The organism is Pontibacter populi, assembly GCF_040278685.1.
Classification (GTDB): domain Bacteria; phylum Bacteroidota; class Bacteroidia; order Cytophagales; family Hymenobacteraceae; genus Pontibacter; species Pontibacter populi.
The window spans coordinates 63,337-80,652 of record NZ_JBEOKT010000014.1 but is presented as its reverse complement, the minus strand read 5'-3'; the positions used below and the strand labels follow the sequence as shown (position 1 = coordinate 80,652).

The 17,316-nt window shown below is 44.8% G+C and carries 14 protein-coding genes; 7 read left to right on the top strand and 7 right to left on the bottom strand.

Going from position 1 to position 17,316, the window contains the following annotated elements:
* Positions 1 to 38: 38 nt before the first annotated feature.
* Positions 39 to 911: an AraC family transcriptional regulator gene (locus tag ABS362_RS14700; RefSeq protein WP_350413253.1), complete on the bottom strand. Its 873-nt coding sequence runs from the start codon at positions 909 to 911 to the stop codon at positions 39 to 41.
* A gap of 201 nt (positions 912 to 1,112) precedes the next feature.
* On the opposite strand from ABS362_RS14700, the gene ABS362_RS14695 reads away from it, so the two are divergent.
* The 5 genes from ABS362_RS14695 (at position 1,113) to ABS362_RS14675 (ending at position 7,816) form a co-directional block, all read left to right on the top strand.
* On the top strand, positions 1,113 to 2,060 hold the full coding sequence (locus ABS362_RS14695) for a helix-turn-helix transcriptional regulator (protein ID WP_350413252.1): 948 nt from the start codon (positions 1,113 to 1,115) through the stop codon (positions 2,058 to 2,060).
* Between the two features lie 69 nt (positions 2,061 to 2,129).
* On the top strand, positions 2,130 to 2,894 hold the full coding sequence (locus ABS362_RS14690; protein ID WP_350413251.1) for a DUF8737 domain-containing protein: 765 nt from the start codon (positions 2,130 to 2,132) through the stop codon (positions 2,892 to 2,894).
* A gap of 73 nt (positions 2,895 to 2,967) precedes the next feature.
* Complete coding sequence (locus tag ABS362_RS14685; RefSeq protein WP_350413250.1) at positions 2,968 to 4,353, top strand: DEAD/DEAH box helicase; 1,386 nt, start codon at positions 2,968 to 2,970, stop codon at positions 4,351 to 4,353.
* Between the two features lie 102 nt (positions 4,354 to 4,455).
* Positions 4,456 to 5,793: a DNA recombination protein RmuC gene (locus ABS362_RS14680; RefSeq protein ID WP_350413249.1), complete on the top strand. Its 1,338-nt coding sequence runs from the start codon at positions 4,456 to 4,458 to the stop codon at positions 5,791 to 5,793.
* 196 nt (positions 5,794 to 5,989) lie between these two features.
* Complete coding sequence (locus ABS362_RS14675) at positions 5,990 to 7,816, top strand: M2 family metallopeptidase (protein WP_350413248.1); 1,827 nt, start codon at positions 5,990 to 5,992, stop codon at positions 7,814 to 7,816.
* A gap of 125 nt (positions 7,817 to 7,941) precedes the next feature.
* On the opposite strand, the gene ABS362_RS14670 is transcribed toward ABS362_RS14675, so the two are convergent.
* Entirely contained in the window at positions 7,942 to 8,661 is a 720-nt protein-coding gene (locus ABS362_RS14670; protein WP_350413247.1) for a pirin family protein, read from the bottom strand.
* A gap of 184 nt (positions 8,662 to 8,845) precedes the next feature.
* Positions 8,846 to 9,616: a helix-turn-helix domain-containing protein gene (locus ABS362_RS14665; protein ID WP_350413246.1), complete on the bottom strand. Its 771-nt coding sequence runs from the start codon at positions 9,614 to 9,616 to the stop codon at positions 8,846 to 8,848.
* A gap of 558 nt (positions 9,617 to 10,174) precedes the next feature.
* Between ABS362_RS14665 and ABS362_RS14660 the strand changes: the two genes are divergently transcribed.
* On the top strand, positions 10,175 to 11,539 hold the full coding sequence (locus ABS362_RS14660) for a S8 family serine peptidase (protein WP_350413245.1): 1,365 nt from the start codon (positions 10,175 to 10,177) through the stop codon (positions 11,537 to 11,539).
* A gap of 77 nt (positions 11,540 to 11,616) precedes the next feature.
* Here the strand turns inward: ABS362_RS14660 and recQ are convergent, their stop codons facing one another.
* Entirely contained in the window at positions 11,617 to 13,743 is a 2,127-nt protein-coding gene (recQ, locus tag ABS362_RS14655; RefSeq protein ID WP_434086528.1) for a DNA helicase RecQ, read from the bottom strand.
* 138 nt (positions 13,744 to 13,881) lie between these two features.
* On the opposite strand from recQ, the gene ABS362_RS14650 reads away from it, so the two are divergent.
* Complete coding sequence (locus ABS362_RS14650) at positions 13,882 to 14,214, top strand: four-helix bundle copper-binding protein (protein ID WP_350413244.1); 333 nt, start codon at positions 13,882 to 13,884, stop codon at positions 14,212 to 14,214.
* Positions 14,215 to 14,285: 71 nt separating this feature from the next.
* On the opposite strand, the gene ABS362_RS14645 is transcribed toward ABS362_RS14650, so the two are convergent.
* From ABS362_RS14645 to speE, 3 genes are all read right to left on the bottom strand, one after another.
* Positions 14,286 to 14,618: a phage holin family protein gene (locus ABS362_RS14645; protein ID WP_350413243.1), complete on the bottom strand. Its 333-nt coding sequence runs from the start codon at positions 14,616 to 14,618 to the stop codon at positions 14,286 to 14,288.
* A gap of 69 nt (positions 14,619 to 14,687) precedes the next feature.
* Positions 14,688 to 15,782, bottom strand: a complete 1,095-nt coding sequence (locus ABS362_RS14640) for an agmatinase family protein (protein ID WP_350413242.1) — start codon at positions 15,780 to 15,782, stop codon at positions 14,688 to 14,690.
* Positions 15,754 to 17,082 carry a polyamine aminopropyltransferase gene (gene speE, locus ABS362_RS14635; protein WP_350413241.1) on the bottom strand — a complete coding sequence of 443 codons (1,329 nt, stop codon included), beginning with the start codon at positions 17,080 to 17,082 and terminating at the stop codon, positions 15,754 to 15,756. The genes ABS362_RS14640 and speE overlap by 29 nt, the downstream gene beginning before the upstream one ends.
* Positions 17,083 to 17,316: the final 234 nt, after the last annotated feature.

Genomic DNA, 17,316 nt, shown 5'->3' with positions numbered 1-17,316 from the left:
GTAAAATTACAACCGGAGCCGATGAACATTACGGCACTTTAAACATCAGGTATGGTACTTTCGGAACCACTCGCTCTGAACTGCATAGGTGTAGTGCCTGCCCAGCGCTTAAAGAACCGCACGAAATAAGAATCATCTTCAAACCCCAGCTGGTAGCCAATTTCCTTAACCGACAGGCTACTGAAGTACAACAGGCGCTTACTTTCAAGAAGCAAACGTGCATTCTGCATATCGGCTACGGTAGTTTGTAAGTACTGCCGGCAAAGGCTGTTCAGGTGTTTGGGCGTAATGTCTAAAGCGTCGGCATAAAAGGAAATGGGCTTATGCTGCACATAGTTCTCTTCTACAAGTCCGCTAAGTTTAAAGAGTCTTTCGCTGTGCCGGGCCGGTGTTAGTTTAGATATCTCGACATGGCACTCGCGCAGCACATAGTTAAGCAGGATGAACAGGTAGCGCGACAGAATGGCCTGGCTGGGAACAGGTTGCTGTAGTTCTAAAGTGATGAGCTCAGTTAATTGCAGAAACAGCCGCTGAAAACTTGCATCCAAATCCAGGTACGGGTGCTGGTATACTGCGCCAAAAAGTACCAGGGCATCGTGAGCTGTGATGCCTGTTGTTTGTAAAAAAGCTTCTGAAAAGAAAACAAGCACACCCCGCTCCTGCAGCGACTTCCGCTGATGTGCCTGCCCCTGGCCGATCAGGAACAGCCTGCCTGCCACCATCTCATACCTCCGGAAATCGATCAGGTTATCGCCGCCCTTAGTTTCCTGCACAAATACAAGTTGGTAGGCATCGTGGCGGTGCGGCACTTCCGACAGTTCGCTTACAAATGCTTCTAGTGGCATAACAACTATATCGCGCTCAAAAAGGAGCCCTTGTGTTGGTAGGCTATAGTCTGTTTGTTTCTTCATTAAATATTGATGCAGGACAATGCTAAACTATAAAGAAAGCTACAATTAAACTATCCATGCTAAACTGGCTGATTTTAACACAACAACTTTCATGCTTTACTAAAAAGCTGTGCTTGGTTTTACAATACATATCTTACTATTTTGTAATTTAGTATACTAATTATCCTAAAAATTCAACCTCTACACTTAATACATAAAACTATGTTCCTGAAAGAGTTTCCGGATTATACCTGGCTGAAACAGCAGGCTGAGAAAGCCTTCAGCGAACGACTTGATATGAAGGGAACCAGGCTGGAGAAAGAAGGCTGGCCGGTTGTGATACTGAATGCCCGAACTACCTACTGCCACCGCCCTGATCTTAAAGGCCCCTTTTCTATATTCACGAACATAAGCGGCAGTTCTACGGTGCAGGCTGGCAACAAAAGGGTTAATGTTTCTGAGGACACCTTTTTTATTACCAACCGGGCACAATACTATACTCTTGATGTTGAAAGCGATACGCCTGCAGAAACTTTTAACCTGCATCTGGGCCAGGATGTATGGGAAGATTATACATACACCTGCACCACTACAGATCTGCAATTGCTTGATAACACGGATCATACACAGTACATGACCTTAGCTGAATTTCCGAACCTGCTTCAGACAAAAGTCAAAACTATAAGCCAGGCGCTCGCTCAAATCTACTCACTTTCAAAAAACCCGGATCACACAAAACTGCAGTTAGATGAACTGTTGGCACTCTTATTTAAAGCGTTGGCGGAGCAGAAACATGAATTACACAAAGCCATACAACGTATTCCGCAGGCAAAGCAAAGCACAAAAGCAGAACTACACAAACGCATAACTATAGCCACTGATTTTATACTTTCTAACACCACACACCACACAACGTTAGAAGAACTGGCGGATATGGCCTGCCTGTCTAAGTTTCATTTTCTGCGCACTTTTACCAGCATTTACCGCACCACGCCACACCAGTTTATACTGCAGCAAAAAATACAAAGGGCGCAACGCCTACTGCAGAAAACAAGAGTAACTATAGGCGAAGCAGGCATATTAGCTGGTTTTGATGATGTATCAGTTTTCAGCAGAACTTTTAAAAAGCACACAGGCTACACACCACAGGCTTACCGGCTGCTTTTATAATTAGCAATTTTTGTCAAACGCCGGGTGTCGTTCAGGATTTAACTTTGCTTTAAACCAAAACATATTTCTATGGAAACCACCTATTTTCCCTTCGCTCAGGCAGGATTTATAGTTCTGACAGCTATTTGCGTCTTGCTTCTGCTCTGGGGCACGCATAAAACGTTTATCCGGATGGGCTATACCACTGCCCTTGCCACCAAACGTACAGCTATAGTAGGAGGTATACTTATAGCATGGCTGGCAGTAGCCAGTTTCCTTTCCCTGGCCGGCATAACACGAGATTTTTCAGGAACGCCTCCTAAGTTCTTTATCATCATTATTATTCCATTAGTAGCCATTCTCACACTCACTTTCCATCCAAAGTACAGGGAGTTTATTAAACATGTGCCCGCTTCGTGGCTCATGTACATCCAGGTTTTCAGGGTGCCGGTAGAGATCTTTTTATGGTGGCAGTTCCTGGATGGGCTTACGCCTGTACAAATGACCTTTGAAGGCCGCAACATGGATGTATTAACGGGTATTACAGCTCCGTTATTTGCATGGATATGCTACGGACAAGGCAGGAGACTTTTGAAGCTGGCCTTAGCCTGGAACATAGCTGGTATGGTGCTTTTACTAAACATTGTGATTACGGCTATACTTTCGGCTCCGGTGCCTTTCCGGGTATTTATGAACGAGCCGGCCAATACACTTGTAGCTGAATTTCCTATAGTCTTTTTGCCTGCATTTCTGGTTCCGTTAGCTTATTCAATGCACTTTTTCTTTTTCCGTAAAGCGTACTTGCAGCAAACCTCCAGCACAAGAGATACAACTATAGCTAAAGCCACCTTATAGTTTAGGGTAACATTGTCTGCTAAATAGCTAAATCAACTATAGGTTCGTACCTTTGCAGCTTATTCTAAAAATTATGGCTACCACTTTCCAGGACCTGAAACTAAGCTCCACTATTCTGCAGAACCTGCAGGACCTTAACTATACCTCGCCTACTCCTATCCAGCTCAGCGCAATACCGTTGCTGTTAAACGGGCAGGATGTGGCCGCACAGGCAGAAACCGGAAGTGGTAAAACGGCAGCTTTTGGTTTACCCATCATTCAGCAGGTAAATCCGGAGCAACAACAGATACAAGCCCTGATTCTGGTGCCAACGCGCGAACTTGCCTTGCAGGTGCGCCAGGAGCTTAAGCAATACGCTAAAAATATCCCGAATTTAAAGATCAGTGCCTTTTATGGGGGGCATTCCTTTTCGCAGGAACGCGCTTCGCTTGCACATCCTCCGCAAATTGCAGTAGCAACTCCCGGCCGTTTAACAGATCACCTGTTCCGGAAAACACTGGACCTGGGTACGGTAAAACAACTGGTACTGGACGAAGCCGACAAACTGCTGGAAATGGGCTTTGAAGAAGAGATAGACCAGATCATGGAGGCTATTCCGGCTAAACGACAGGCAATTTTGTTTTCGGCAACTATGCCGCAGGATGTTCAGGACCTGATCAAAGAATCGCTGAAGAATCCCCAGTTTGTAAAAGCATCGGCCAATGCCATACCTGAACAACTGAAACTGATCGGTGTAAAGGTGGAGCAGTCCCAGAAACAGGATGTAGTAGTTAGCCTTCTGAAAACGATAGATGCCGGGGGTACCGTAGTTTTCTGTAATACCCGCGCCGCCGCCGACGAACTGGCCCACGCTTTAAAAGCGGAAGGCATTGCGGCACGCCCTTTACATGGAGGCATGGAGCAACCCGACCGCGATAAAATGATGACGCTTTTCCGCAACGGAACGACACAGGTTCTGGTAGCCACAGACCTTGCTGCCCGCGGATTGGATATTGCCCTGCTCGAAACTATAGTTCATTATGAATTGCCTGACGATGTAGCCGCTTATCAGCACCGGAGTGGCAGAACGGGTCGTGCCGGTAAAAAAGGGACAGTTTACACGTTAGCTACACAACGCGACGAAAGAAAACTCCGCGACTGGGACCAGGTACGTATGGATAACTGGCTGAAAGCTGATGATCTGCTTAAAAAAGCTACTACTGCTGAGCCTACAATGCAGACTTCAGCTTTCGCAACTATAACTATAAATGCAGGCCGGAAAGACAAGATAAGCCCACGCGATATAGTTGGCGCCATTATCGCTGAAACTGGTTTAACATCTGCAGAGATCGGTAAGATTGAAGTGCAGGACAGGGCAAGCTTTATTGCAGTACCTGAAAAGCAGGCGCAAACTATCGCTGAGAAACTGAATAACGGTAAGATTAAAGGCCGAAAGTTCAGGGTGCACCTGGTAAAATAAACTATAGTTACAAGCTTAACGTGCTGTCACTTAACTATAGTTAGCTAATTTCCTTAGCAAAACCATAGCGTAAAATGCTAAAAAAGTTTACCTTTACCTTCTATGGAGATGATAGTTGGAATAGCCGCTTTTTTAGCAGGACTTATAGTTGCTTACCTTTTTCTGAAAGGTAAACAGAGTGCTTTGCAGCAAAGCGTAAACCAGGCTGCAATATCACAAGGGGTATTGGAAGGCCAGGCTAAACTGAAAGCTGAAGAAGCAGAACAACTGAAGGCACAGCTTCGCGAAACACAGACCGAGATACTGGATCTTACCAACGCCCTTACTAAAGCCGAAACCGACTACGATTACCTGAACAAACGACTGCAGGACCAGAATAACGAACTGGAACAGCTACGCGAGAAATTCCTGCAGCAGTTTACCAGCATATCAAACCAGGTGCTGATGAACAATGCCGAGCACTTCAAAAAAGCTTCTGCCGAAAACCTGGAGCAGATCCTTTCTCCGCTTAAAGACCGCATAAAAGAGTTTGAAGCCAAAGTTGATGCTACCTACGAGAAAACTCTGAAAGACAGCATCACTTTAAAGGAACAGATTACACAAATGGCGGCGCTCAACCAGCAAATGAGTCTGGATGCCCTGAACCTGACAAAGGCCCTGAAAGGCGAAAGCAAAACGCAGGGTAACTGGGGAGAATACCTGCTGGAAAGTTTGCTGGAGAAATCCGGGTTGCGCAAAGGGGTGCATTATGAGCGCGAAGAAGTACTGCAGAACGACGAAAGTAAAGTATACCGCCCGGATGTTATCATTCGCCTGCCCGACAACAAACACCTGATCATAGACTCTAAAATGTCGCTGGTGGCGTATGAGGCGTATTGTAGCTGCGAAGAAGATACACAGCAGGAAGTTTATCTGCGCGGTCACATCAACTCGGTTCGCACGCACTTCGCTGACCTTGGCCGTAAAAGCTATCATCGCCTGAACGGTATCAACTCCCCTGATTTTGTGCTGATGTACATCCCGATAGAGCCTGCTTTTAACCTGGCTGTACAACACGACCGTGACCTGTTTACGGATGCCTTTGATAAGAACATTGTGTTGGTAACAACCTCTACATTACTGGCTACTCTGCGTACAGTGGCCGGCGTTTGGCGCCAGGAAGACCAGAAACGAAATGTAATAAAGATAGCCGAGGAAAGCGGTAAACTATATGACAAGTTTGTAGGCTTCGTAGATGATCTGAAAACTATAGGCAGGCACATTGAGCAAAGCCAGTCGGCGTACGGGTTGGCTATGAACAAACTGACCGAAGGCAAAGGCAATCTCATCCGTAAAGTAGAACTGCTGAAAGAATTGGGTGCCAAAACCAGCAAAACTATTGACGAAGGCATCTTATTAGAGTCACAGGTTACGGAAGACCGATGTGAAGTAAAACTATAGTTGTGCAGGACTCAGTAACTACAACACGAACTACTAAACTATAACAACTGTAGTTTTTTCAGCAGGTCGGTTTAGCAGAGTAATAAACAAGCGCAGCTTTAATAGCTGCGTTTTCTGTTTTCGCTGTAACCAAAGTGTAGCAATTGCTTATACCCACCTAAATCAGTATCTTAGTAAGATAACCTCGAACTCAATTATGAAAAAAATCATTTTTACGGGTTTAACAGCAGCCATCCTTTTCTCCTGCTCCAGCCCTAAATCAGAAACTGCAGAAAACATCGAAACCACTGAACTGTCTTCTGTGCAACAGGAAGCGCAGGCTTTTCTGGATGAATACTCTAAAACCTACCAGGATCTTTACACAAAATCTGCAGAAGCGGAATGGGCATCTAACACCCGGATTGTAGAAGGCGACTCGACCAACGCAGTCAATACGCGTCGTGCGAACGAAGCATTTGCTGCTTTTACCGGCAGCGTGGAGAACATAGAACAGGCACGAAAATTCCTTTCTCAAAAAGACAAGCTCTCTCCTATCCAAGTGAAGCAACTCGATGCCATTTTATATGCGGGAGCCAATAATCCGCAAATTATTCCGGATGTGGTAAAAGCCCGCATTAAGGCTGAGACAGAACAGACCGAGAAACTATATGGGTTTGATTACCGCATCTATGAAAAGTCTGTTACCACGAACGATATCGACAACATACTTAAAACTGAAACAGACCTTAAGAAACGCCTGGCTGCCTGGAATGCCAGTAAAGAGGTTGGACCGGGTCTGAAAACCGGGTTGCTGAATCTACGGGAACTTCGCAATAAGACCGTTCAAAGCTTAGGTTACGACGATTACTTTACTTACCAAGCATCGGATTATGGCATGACCCGCGAAGAGATGATGGCCATGATGCAGCAGATCAACAAAGAGTTGCTACCATTGTACCGTGAGTTGCATACCTATGCCCGCTACGAACTAGCCAAGAAATATGGTGCTAAAGAAGTTCCTGATTACCTGCCTGCACACTGGCTTCCAAACCGCTGGGGCCAGGACTGGAGCCCGATGGTGGAAGTAAAAGGCATTGACCTTGATGGTGCCCTGAAAGCAAAAGGTGATAAATGGTTAGTAGAGCAGGCAGAACGCTTTTACGTAAGCCTTGGCTTTGAGGAGTTACCGGAATCTTTCTACACGAAATCGAGCTTATACCCGCTGCCACCAAATGCTAACTATAAAAAGAACAACCATGCCTCGGCCTGGCATATGGACCTGGACAAAGATGTGCGAAGCCTGATGAGCGTGGAGCCAAACTCAGAGTGGTATGAAACAACCCACCACGAACTTGGCCACATTTATTACTATATGAGCTACACCAATCCGGATGTGCCGGTGTTGCTGCGAGGTGGTGCCAACCGTGCCTACCACGAAGCTATTGGTAGCTTAATGGGATTAGCGGCTATGCAGAAACCTTTCCTGGCAGAGCTGAACCTGATAGAAAAAGATGCGAAGACAGACGAGGTACAGACCCTATTAAAAGAAGCGCTGAGTTACGTAACGTTCATTCCTTTTGCTGCAGGTGTAATGAGTGAGTGGGAACATGACTTTTATGCGAAAAACCTGCCTGCCGACCAACTAAACAAGCGCTGGTGGGATCTGGCTAAAAAGTACCAGGGAATTGTGCCACCTGCAACGCGTGGCGAGAACTACCTGGACCCTGCTACCAAAACACACATTAACGATGATGCCGCCCAGTACTACGACTATGCCATGAGTTATGTAATCCTGTTCCAATTGCACGACCATATTGCCAAGAATATACTGAAACAGGACCCACGGGCAACAAACTACTATGGCAACAAAGAAGTGGGCAAATTCCTGAACGATATTATGTACCCAGGCGCCTCAGTTGACTGGAGACAGATGTTGAAGGAGAAAACTGGTAAAGAGCTAAACGCAAGTGCAATGGTTGCTTACTTCCAGCCGCTAATGGATTACCTGAAGCAGCAGAACAAAGGCCGAAAGTACACAATATAGTTTCAACTGTAAACCAATAAAAAAAGCAGCGACAGGAAATTGTCGCTGCTTTTTTTGTGAGCTAAACTATAGTTTGTTTAAAACAGAAAGGGTAAACTAACTACTTGAGTAGCGTACTTTATAATCTAGTAATTAGCTTCAACAGCAGGTACATCTACCAAAATAAAGCTGGCTTTTGAAGTTGCATGAAACGAGATCAGTTCCTGCTCTAGCAACCTTACCTGGTCATTTTGCTCTAACTCAACCCCGTTAACTATAATATTACCCTCCAGTACATAAATCAGGCTTTTCCGGATCTTAAATGTCTGAAAGTTAAAATCTTTGCCCTGGCTGAAGTTACCGTAAAAAATAGTTGAATTTGAGTTTATAAAAACTACATCCTCTAACACTTTCTGGCCGGTTACTAAAGGTACAAACTCATCTTTGGTATCCATAAAGTCTACCTTCATGTGCTCGTACGATGGGGCAAGGCCACGCTTGTTTGGTAAAAACCATAGTTGCAGCAAATGCACGTCAGCTTCCGATTTGTTTGCCTCCGAATGCGTAATGCCGGTTCCGGATGTCATGCGCTGAACTTCACCGGCGTGTATTACCAGGTCGTTGCCTAAGCTATCAGTGTGTGTCAGTTCACCGTCCAGCACAATCGTTACAATTTCCATTTCAGTGTGCGGATGCGTCGGGAAACCAGAATCAGGGCTTACATAATCGTCGTTAAATACCCGCAACGGACCGAACTGCACATTAGCAGGATCATAATAGTCTGCGAACGAGAAAAGGTAATTTGAGCGGAGCCAGTCTCCTGTTCTTGCTTCGTGGCGCTCTGTTGCGCTTATCTGTTTTATCATCTTGCTTTAAAAGTATAGGTTTTGCATACTACACACTAAATTATACTTACTGTTAGCCTTTACGCATATTTATAGTTAGTTGTTAATAAAGCACACTTCTGATGCAATTTAGAACAGCAGACATAAAAAAATCCTGTACAGTTGCCTGCACAGGATTTCTATAGTTTCTATCTTTCAAAATCAGTTAATCTACCTTCTTCAACTTCTGCATTTCTTTCTGCAGATCCAGCACGATAGATGACAATTTATCAAGCGACAGGTCCGCTATCGGGAATGTAGAACTGATATAAGACCTTGCTTCCCATATTTCCAGGATATCTTCTACATGAAGTTCGTAAGGTGAGTAAACCGGGTTATCAGAATGCAGGCGGAGCACAGCAGTATCCTGTAGTTTATTATAGATTCGCTTAAACACAACACCTTCCTTCTGGCTTACAATGATACATGGCGTACCATCTTTTATAGTTTTCCAGTCTTCAACAAAACGGCCAACTATAACAGTACCTGATGTAATAGGCAGCATAGAATCACCATTGATCTCGAATGCCCGGAACGTTCCACTGTTACCAAGCATTGGTAACCTGAAACGAGGTAACTCTTCTATAAACTCCGGGTCTGCGTAACCATTCAGGTAACCGGCACTGGCTTTTAAAGGCACAAGCTCAATGTTTTCTTTATCATTGCCATCAACTGTTATAGCAAGTACACGCAGTTTACCTTCACCAGACTTCTGTGCAATACCTTGTCCTGTATTGTTTGACAAGTCTAATGTGATCAGATCATCCAGGGAAATCGAGAACAGGTTAGCAATATTTACCAGAGTGCTGAGTTTAGGCTCTGCCCTACCCTCTTCGTAAGCGCCTACCAACGAACGTTTTATATCAAGCTTTTCGGCAAGTTGTGCTTGCGTGTAACCAGCCTTCTTGCGCAGATATCTTAAATTTGATGTTACCATATCTCAAATATGCCAATGTTGTTAGCTTAAAACATGCTCTAATTATATATCAGAACAAATTATTAGTAAATGTATGCATTATTTTTAAACATTGCTAACAAGTTTAGCAATTAATTATTATGTACTTTTTTTAGTATTGCGATTTGTGTAATTAATAGCCTGTTATCAAGAACTTTCATATTTTTATCGCTTTTATTAGAATGATTATAGATATTCTTGATATCATCTGTAACTAAAATTTTGAATTAAGTGCAATTCTTACTTACCTTTAAAAACCGATAAACAAACTCACAACATATTGTTTATCAACTATAATAAAGCTAAACACTTAAACAGTGCATCGTTTAGGAAATATTCAAATATTAGGTTATTACTATTATTGAATATACAAACATCTTTAACACAACTTTAAAAGAACAACATAATACAAAATAACTGAAAAAGATAAGTACCCGAATAAAGTGTTCTACTTTTTGAACTATCTGAAGAAGACACCGGTTACGTATCAAATTCAAAAAGGTTACAGATTAAATTTCAACTTTTAGCCAAATTTTTTTCATGATGACTCACACCTTTAAGAAAGCCTTATCTATGGCGGTTCTGGCCTCAGCTGTTACCCTGACAAGCTGCCAGAAGGACGAACTAATGGAAGAACAGTTCGAGCAAAGCAACCCAACTTTCAGCGCTGTGCATGGCCAACCAATTGAGGGCCAATACATTGTTGTTATGAAAACTCCCGGAGAGGGGTTAAGCACTTCACGCTCTAAAGACCTGTCCACGAGCGAGCGCCAAACATTCAGAACTACACGTCAGCGTATACTGGATAACCTTAAAATTGATGCTTCGGCCGTTAAGGAAAAGTTTGATGGTACTGTAAACGGTTTCGCAGCTCAGTTAACCGACGAGCAGTTGGAGCAAGTAAAAGGTAACCCTGAAGTTGCTTATGTAGAGCAGGACAGAGTGATTACACTTGGTAAACCAACCTGGACTTCAGGAAGCAGCAAAGGAGGCAGAAAGAAAACTACTTCACCTGAACCTGCACCAGCACCTACTGAGCCGGCACCAACAGAACCTGCTCCTACCGAGCCAACTCCTGAACCAACTCCGGTTGTAACTGAGCCGGCACCAACTACTGGTACCTATAATTCTATAGTTCCTGTTGCAGGTGAGCTTGTGCCATGGAATATTGCACGTGTTGGTTACGGTGATGGTACTGGTAAAACTGCCTGGGTTATTGACTCTGGCATCGACACCAATCATCCTGATCTTAAAATAGACCTTAGCAGAAGCGCTTCATTTATTTATGGCGTTACGTCAGTTGAAGACGGTTACGGCCACGGAACTATAGTTGCAGGTATTATTGCAGCAAAAAACAATGGTTCTGGTATGATCGGTGTTGCATCTGGCGCTACTATAGTTGCCCTTCGTGTATTCGATGATGCAGGTGCTGGTACTATGTCTCGTGCTATATCTGCTGTTAACCACGTAATTAGTGTAGCCGCTCCTGGCGATGTAGTGAATATGAGCCTTGGTGGCGGTATTTCATCTACACTTGATAATGCTGTTAAAACTGCTGCTGCAAAAGGTATTATGTTTGCCATTGCTGCCGGTAACAGTGCTGTTGATTGCATTAATAACTCTCCTGCCCGCGTAGATGCTGTAAATGTATACACAGTATCTGCCATGGACCGTTACGATCGTTTTGGTTCCTTCTCTAACTATGGCGCTCCTGTAGACTATACAGCTCCGGGTGTAAGTGTTACAAGTACTGCTAACACTGGAGGCCTGGTAAATGCTGCTTCAGGTACGTCATTTGCAGCGCCACACGTAGCAGGCATCCTGTTACTGCAAGGCAAAGTAAATTCAAACGGTATCGTAACCGGTGACAAAGATTCAACTCCGGACGCGATCGCGGTACTATAGATAACATACTAGTAAGATTACACAAGAAAGCCGGCTCTTTTGGAGCCGGCTTTCTTGTTTTTAGAGTTTCTGGTAAACTATACCGTTACTTTAAACAAAGCGATAGATAACCGTATCTTGTGGTATTCATATTGTTCACCGAGCGCTTCATACAGGTCTTTTAGTTTTGCATCTGGTCCCAGCTTCGCAATGGCTTTGCTTATTTCCTGAAACTCCTTTTTGCTAACAAATTTGTTAAGGTCTACCTCATATCCTTGCTCGTATAGTGTGGCAAGGTGTGAGTAGATAGTAACCGGATTGAGATTACGCTGACGGGCTATCTGTTCCGGATTATTGCCCTTTTTGTAAGCCTCATACGTTACCAAATGGGTAGCGCCCTTCATCTTATTGCCTTTATCCTGCTCATCGGTCATAAAGTTGATGATCTCATTCACAAAATCATAGCCGTAACGCTCGTATTTAAGCGCTCCTACACCAGATATAGCCAGCATAGCAATACGGTTCGTAGGTTTTTCGGCAGCCATTTCCTGAAGCGTAGTATCAGTAAAGATGACGTAAGGCGGCACACCATATTCATCAGCCATACGTTTACGCAAAGCGCGTAACCTTTCAAACAGTGCATCTTTAATGAGCTCTTTCTTTGGTCTGGCTTTTCTGGTTTCTTCTACCGGCTGTTTTACTTCATCAAACTTAACGAGCTGTACTTTACGGCCCTCAAATAAAACCTGTCGGCTTTGCTCTGTCAGTTTTAAAGTATAGTTCTGATCGTAGGCAAGTTCTACTAAGCCGGCATTAAGCATCTGGTGGAGGTAGCGCTGCCAGTCCATGGTACTTATTTCGCGGCCGGCGCCGTAGGTTTTAATTCGGTCGTAGCCTCCTTCCAATACCTGAGCATTCCGGGAACCACGCAACACATCGATCAGCAGGCCCATGTTTACCTGTTCGTTGGTGCGGGCAATGGCGGAGAGTGCTTTCTGCACCAGTAGGGTTCCATCAAACGAAACAGGCGGGTTGCGGCAGATATCGCAGTTGCCACAATCCTTTTTCATGGTCTCGCCAAAGTATTGCAACAGTATCCGGCGGCGGCATATGGTAGCTTCGGCGTATTGTTGCATCCGGTCGAGCTTAACCAGTTGCAGTTCTGTCTGCTTCTCGTTGCCTTCCATCAGCATACTGCGCATACTCATTACGTCGGCGTAACTATAAAACAGCAGCGCATCAGATTTAGCACCGTCCCGACCGGCACGACCAATTTCCTGATAATAACCTTCTATGTTTTTGGGCAGGTTATAGTGTATCACCCACCGCACATTAGATTTATCAATTCCCATTCCGAATGCAACCGTCGCACATACGATCTGCACATCATCTTTCAGGAAGTTTTCCTGGGCTTTGGCACGTTGCTGTGCACTCATGCCGGCATGGTAACTGGTCGCCTTAAAACCGTTCTTTTTCAACTTGTCAGCAACGGCTTCTGTTCCTTTCCGGCTAAGACAGTAAATAATTCCGGGTTGACCATGATGTCTTTCGAGGAACTCCGTGATCTTATTGAAACGGTCACGGCCCGGCTTAACCATCAGGTTTATATTTGGCCTGTCGAATGATGCTATAAAAACCTGTGGATCGCGAAGGCACAACTGGTCCTGTATATCTTTCTGCGTAAGCCTGTCGGCAGTAGCTGTCAGGGCAACCATAGGTGTTTGCGGGAACTGCTGCTTCAGAACTTTCAGCTGCGTATATTCCGGCCTGAAATCATGGCCCCACGCAGAGATACAGTGCGCTTCATCTACGGCAAAAAGAGAGATCTGTATCCTTTTCAGGAAAGCCATGAACCCGGACGAAAGCAGCTTTTCAGGAGAAACATACAGGAGCTTCAGTTCACCGGAAAGGCAGGCATTCTCAACCTGGTATTGCTGGTCAGAGGAAAGCGAACTATTCAGGAAAGCGGCTTTAATTCCGTTCTCCAGCAAGGCTTCCACCTGGTCTTTCATCAGGGCGATGAGCGGAGAGATAACCACACACAAACCTGGCATTACAACGGCAGGCACCTGATAACAAACAGACTTTCCGCCTCCGGTAGGCATTAATACTACTACATCTTCTTTGTTCAGAATGCGGGCAATGATCTGCTCCTGCATCGGCCTGAAATTGTCGTAACCAAAGTATAGTTTTAACGCCTCACGCGCCTCCCTTATCTCCATCATAATCTAATGTGCTGCTCTGTTCTCTTTACCCAAAGATACGGCTATTTTACCTAACCCTCTACCCCTGTTTACCTGGTGATTTAAAACTAACTACACTTGAGCGCGTAGTTTAATTCATAGCAAACAAAATAAAAAACTATGAAATCTGAGAGAACAAACAACCTCGAACATGTACTTATTAAATGTATAACTGCCTGCGAAACTTGCGCTACCATGTGCCTGCAGGAAGACGATGTGAAGATGATGGCCCGCTGTATTATGCTGGATCGCGATTGCGCAGACATCTGTACATTAACTGCACGCTTTGTGGCCAGAAACTCTGACCATGCCAAACATGTAATGAAGGAATGTATTGAGATTTGCCGCATGTGCGAAGAAGAGTGCCGTAAACATAAGCACGACCATTGCCAGAAGTGTGCTGACGCCTGCCGCGAATGTGCAGATGCCTGTGCCGAATGGATGAACGGCTAAACTATAGTTCATAAAAAAAGCGGGGCTGGTAAAATTACCAGCCCCGCTTTTTTTATGAACTATAAACTATACTAGAAGATCATATCCAGGATAGCATTTATAACGGAGAGAACTAAGCTGAATATCAACGCCCAGATAAAGCCATCAACACTAAAACCGGCTACCAGGTAGTCAGCCAGCAAAATGATCAGGGCATTTATTACCAGCAAAAATAATCCCAGTGTTACTATAGTTACAGGTATAGTTAAGATAACCAATATCGGTCTGACAACAGCATTTAGCAGGGCCAGCACAATAGCCAGTATAAGCGCAGTCAGGAATGTATCGATGTGAACGCCCGGCAGAATATACGAGGCAAGCACCACCGCCACACCGGTTAGTAATAGTTTAATAATGAATCCCATAGTTATAGCTTTAGAAGTATATAGTAAAGGTATATTATTAAACGTAGTACGCAACCGGCACTTTAAAGATTAAAATTCAGCTTTTAGTTTTCCCTGAGACGCCGCCATCCAGTTACAGATCTTGTAAAGCAGACGCGCCCCAACGTTACCATTCCATTCTGTATCACCTGGAGCAACTTCGTTCAGGTCGCAGCCAATGATCTCGCGCCCTGATTTAACCAGTTGCTTTATCAGGTAAATAGCTTCTTCAAACTCCAGACCACCCGGAACCGGCGTACCCGTACCCGGGCAAAGCTTCGGATCAAGTGCATCAATATCAAAGCTCAAGTACACTTTCTGGGGCAGCTGCGCGATGATCTTCTTACACTCTTTTTTCCAGCTGTCACCGGCATACATGTTCTCTTTCAGCACGGCATCATAGAAAATAGTGATGCGGCCATTCGACTGCTCAGCCATTTCAGCTTCGGCCTGGCAAAGGTCACGGATACCAACCTGAACCAGTTTTTTAACCTGTGGCACCTGCAGTGCATTGTACATGATAGACGCATGCGAATACTTGAAGCCTTCGTAGGCTACGCGCAGGTCGGCATGAGCATCCAGTTGCAGTATACCAAACTCTTCGTGTCTTTCAGCCAGGGCATGTATCATACCAAGTGGTGTGCTATGGTCACCGCCAAGTACGCAAACGGCTTTCCCCTGATCCATGTAACCTAGTGCCTTATGTTTTAGCCATTGTAGTAGCTCCTCGCCTTTGGCGGTTACTTCTGCAGGGACATTCTCCATTTCAGCAGCGTTCTCCTGCGACTGCCCTTCTTCCAGCCAGGTAATGTATTTCTCGGCTTTCTCGCGCAGCTGGTCACTTACATTGTGCCATTTTTCCGAGATCTCTTCCATCGCGATACCAGCTTTCCAGGCATCTTTTATGGCAGGCTCAAACAGGTCGATCTGTGGAGAAGCATTCAGGATAGCCTGCGGTCCATCAGCGGTGCCGGCACTATAGGATACTGTTACTTCCCAGGGCACAGGAATAACAACAACTTCAGCTTCATCTACATTAAACGGCAGCCCGAAAAGACCGGCATTTACATCACCTACACCATTCGGATCGAAGTTGGCAATTTTTTCTGCTTTGCTATTAGGCTGTTGGTTCTGCGGAGTACTCATCGGTTACCTGACCTGGTTTAGCGTTTAAAAGTTCTTTTACAAAGTTAGGAAGCGCGAAGGCCGCCTTATGAATGTCTTCGTTATAGTATTTAAGACCTTGCTCTAGAGAGAAAGCGGCCGCAGCATTTACATCATACTGAAGCGGATGTGCATCACCTTTAGAAGAATACGAGAAGCTCCAGGTACCTGTAGGGTAAGTAGGAATAGCTGCCAGGTAGCAGTGTACTTTCTCAGCACCGAATATCTGCTTGTACGTATCGTAGATCTCCACAAATACACCACTATTAAAGCGCGGCGATTCACTTTGCGTGATCATGATACCATCTTTGGTAAGGCAACGGTAAACTTCCTGGTAAAACTCAGCTGTAAACAAGCCTTCGCCTGGACCAACAGGGTCTGCAGAGTCAACTATAATAAGATCGTAGCGCTCGTTTTCACACTCTTTAATGTACTTGATACCGTCTTCAACCAGCAGGTTCAATCTCGGGTTATCGAAGGCAACAGCTGTTTCAGGTAAGTGAAGTTTGCAGGCTTCGATTACAAGTTCGTCAATCTCTACCAGCGTAACCTCTTCCAGTTGCTCGTAGCGTAACAGTTCGCGAACCGTACCGCCATCGCCACCACCAATTACAAGGGCGCGTTTTGCCTTTGGATTGCTGAACATCGGCACGTGCGTGATCATCTCGTGATACACATACTCGTCTTTCTGCGTGCACATTACCATACCATCAAGGGTAAGCAGGTTACCGTAAGCAAATGTTTCGAAAACTTCTACGCGCTGATACGGAGAATCCTTTTTGTATAGTTGATTGCCGGTATGCTTTAACGAAAGTGCAATGTTCTCATCACGCTCTGTAAACCATACATCGCGGGTTATAGTCCCTAATTTTTCTTCTGGTTTTGCAGATACGTCTCTCAACGACTCCAGGTTGAAATCCATACGCTTCAGAAGGTCGAGCTGGCCACGACGGCACTCCATAGCTGAACCGTGGCTCGCTTCGAACGCATCTTTCAGATAGTTATAAGATACCCATGGGTCAACAGAATCGCCACAGGTAAACAGGTCGACAGCTGCATAACCATATTCCGGCCATGTATGAATCGCCAGGTGACTTTCCTGAATCACGACCACACCCGAAACTCCGTATGGCGAGAAGTGGTGAAATGTACTATTTATTACGGTGGCTCCGGCAGTTTCTGCGGCAGCTACCATGCTGTTCTCGATATGAACAACGTCGTTCATAAACTCAGGAGAACAGTTGTAAAATTCTACCAGGATGTGTCTTCCTAATGCGTTCATCAAATGCGTGTAAAAGTTTTAAAAAGTATTAATCAGGCAAAAAAACAAAAACTATAACTATAATCAAAAGTATAGCAGATAGCATATCGTATACTTGACTGGTATGCAATTAGTTATCAATCAGAAAAGAGGCAAATAAAATAACAGGGAGAAAGGTAGCTACACAGGTAAGGCCGGAATGGCATACACTTTTTGTAGCGCAAAGGAAACAATAGTTACACCCGCAGCTGAGCT

Bases quoted from the DNA above. Each gene is read 5' to 3' on its own strand.
- ABS362_RS14680 (WP_350413249.1), top strand. From the start codon at position 4,456: ATGGAGATGATAGTTGGAATAGCCGCTTTTTTAGCAGGACTTATAGTT.
- ABS362_RS14645 (WP_350413243.1), bottom strand. From the start codon at position 14,618: ATGGGATTCATTATTAAACTATTACTAACCGGTGTGGCGGTGGTGCTT.
- recQ (WP_434086528.1), bottom strand. From the start codon at position 13,743: ATGATGGAGATAAGGGAGGCGCGTGAGGCGTTAAAACTATACTTTGGT.
- ABS362_RS14695 (WP_350413252.1), top strand. From the start codon at position 1,113: ATGTTCCTGAAAGAGTTTCCGGATTATACCTGGCTGAAACAGCAGGCT.
- ABS362_RS14665 (WP_350413246.1), bottom strand. From the start codon at position 9,616: ATGGTAACATCAAATTTAAGATATCTGCGCAAGAAGGCTGGTTACACG.
- ABS362_RS14660 (WP_350413245.1), top strand. From the start codon at position 10,175: ATGATGACTCACACCTTTAAGAAAGCCTTATCTATGGCGGTTCTGGCC.
- ABS362_RS14700 (WP_350413253.1), bottom strand. From the start codon at position 911: ATGAAGAAACAAACAGACTATAGCCTACCAACACAAGGGCTCCTTTTT.
- ABS362_RS14640 (WP_350413242.1), bottom strand. From the start codon at position 15,782: ATGAGTACTCCGCAGAACCAACAGCCTAATAGCAAAGCAGAAAAAATT.
- ABS362_RS14670 (WP_350413247.1), bottom strand. From the start codon at position 8,661: ATGATAAAACAGATAAGCGCAACAGAGCGCCACGAAGCAAGAACAGGA.
- ABS362_RS14685 (WP_350413250.1), top strand. From the start codon at position 2,968: ATGGCTACCACTTTCCAGGACCTGAAACTAAGCTCCACTATTCTGCAG.
- ABS362_RS14650 (WP_350413244.1), top strand. From the start codon at position 13,882: ATGAAATCTGAGAGAACAAACAACCTCGAACATGTACTTATTAAATGT.
- ABS362_RS14675 (WP_350413248.1), top strand. From the start codon at position 5,990: ATGAAAAAAATCATTTTTACGGGTTTAACAGCAGCCATCCTTTTCTCC.
- ABS362_RS14690 (WP_350413251.1), top strand. From the start codon at position 2,130: ATGGAAACCACCTATTTTCCCTTCGCTCAGGCAGGATTTATAGTTCTG.
- speE (WP_350413241.1), bottom strand. From the start codon at position 17,082: ATGAACGCATTAGGAAGACACATCCTGGTAGAATTTTACAACTGTTCT.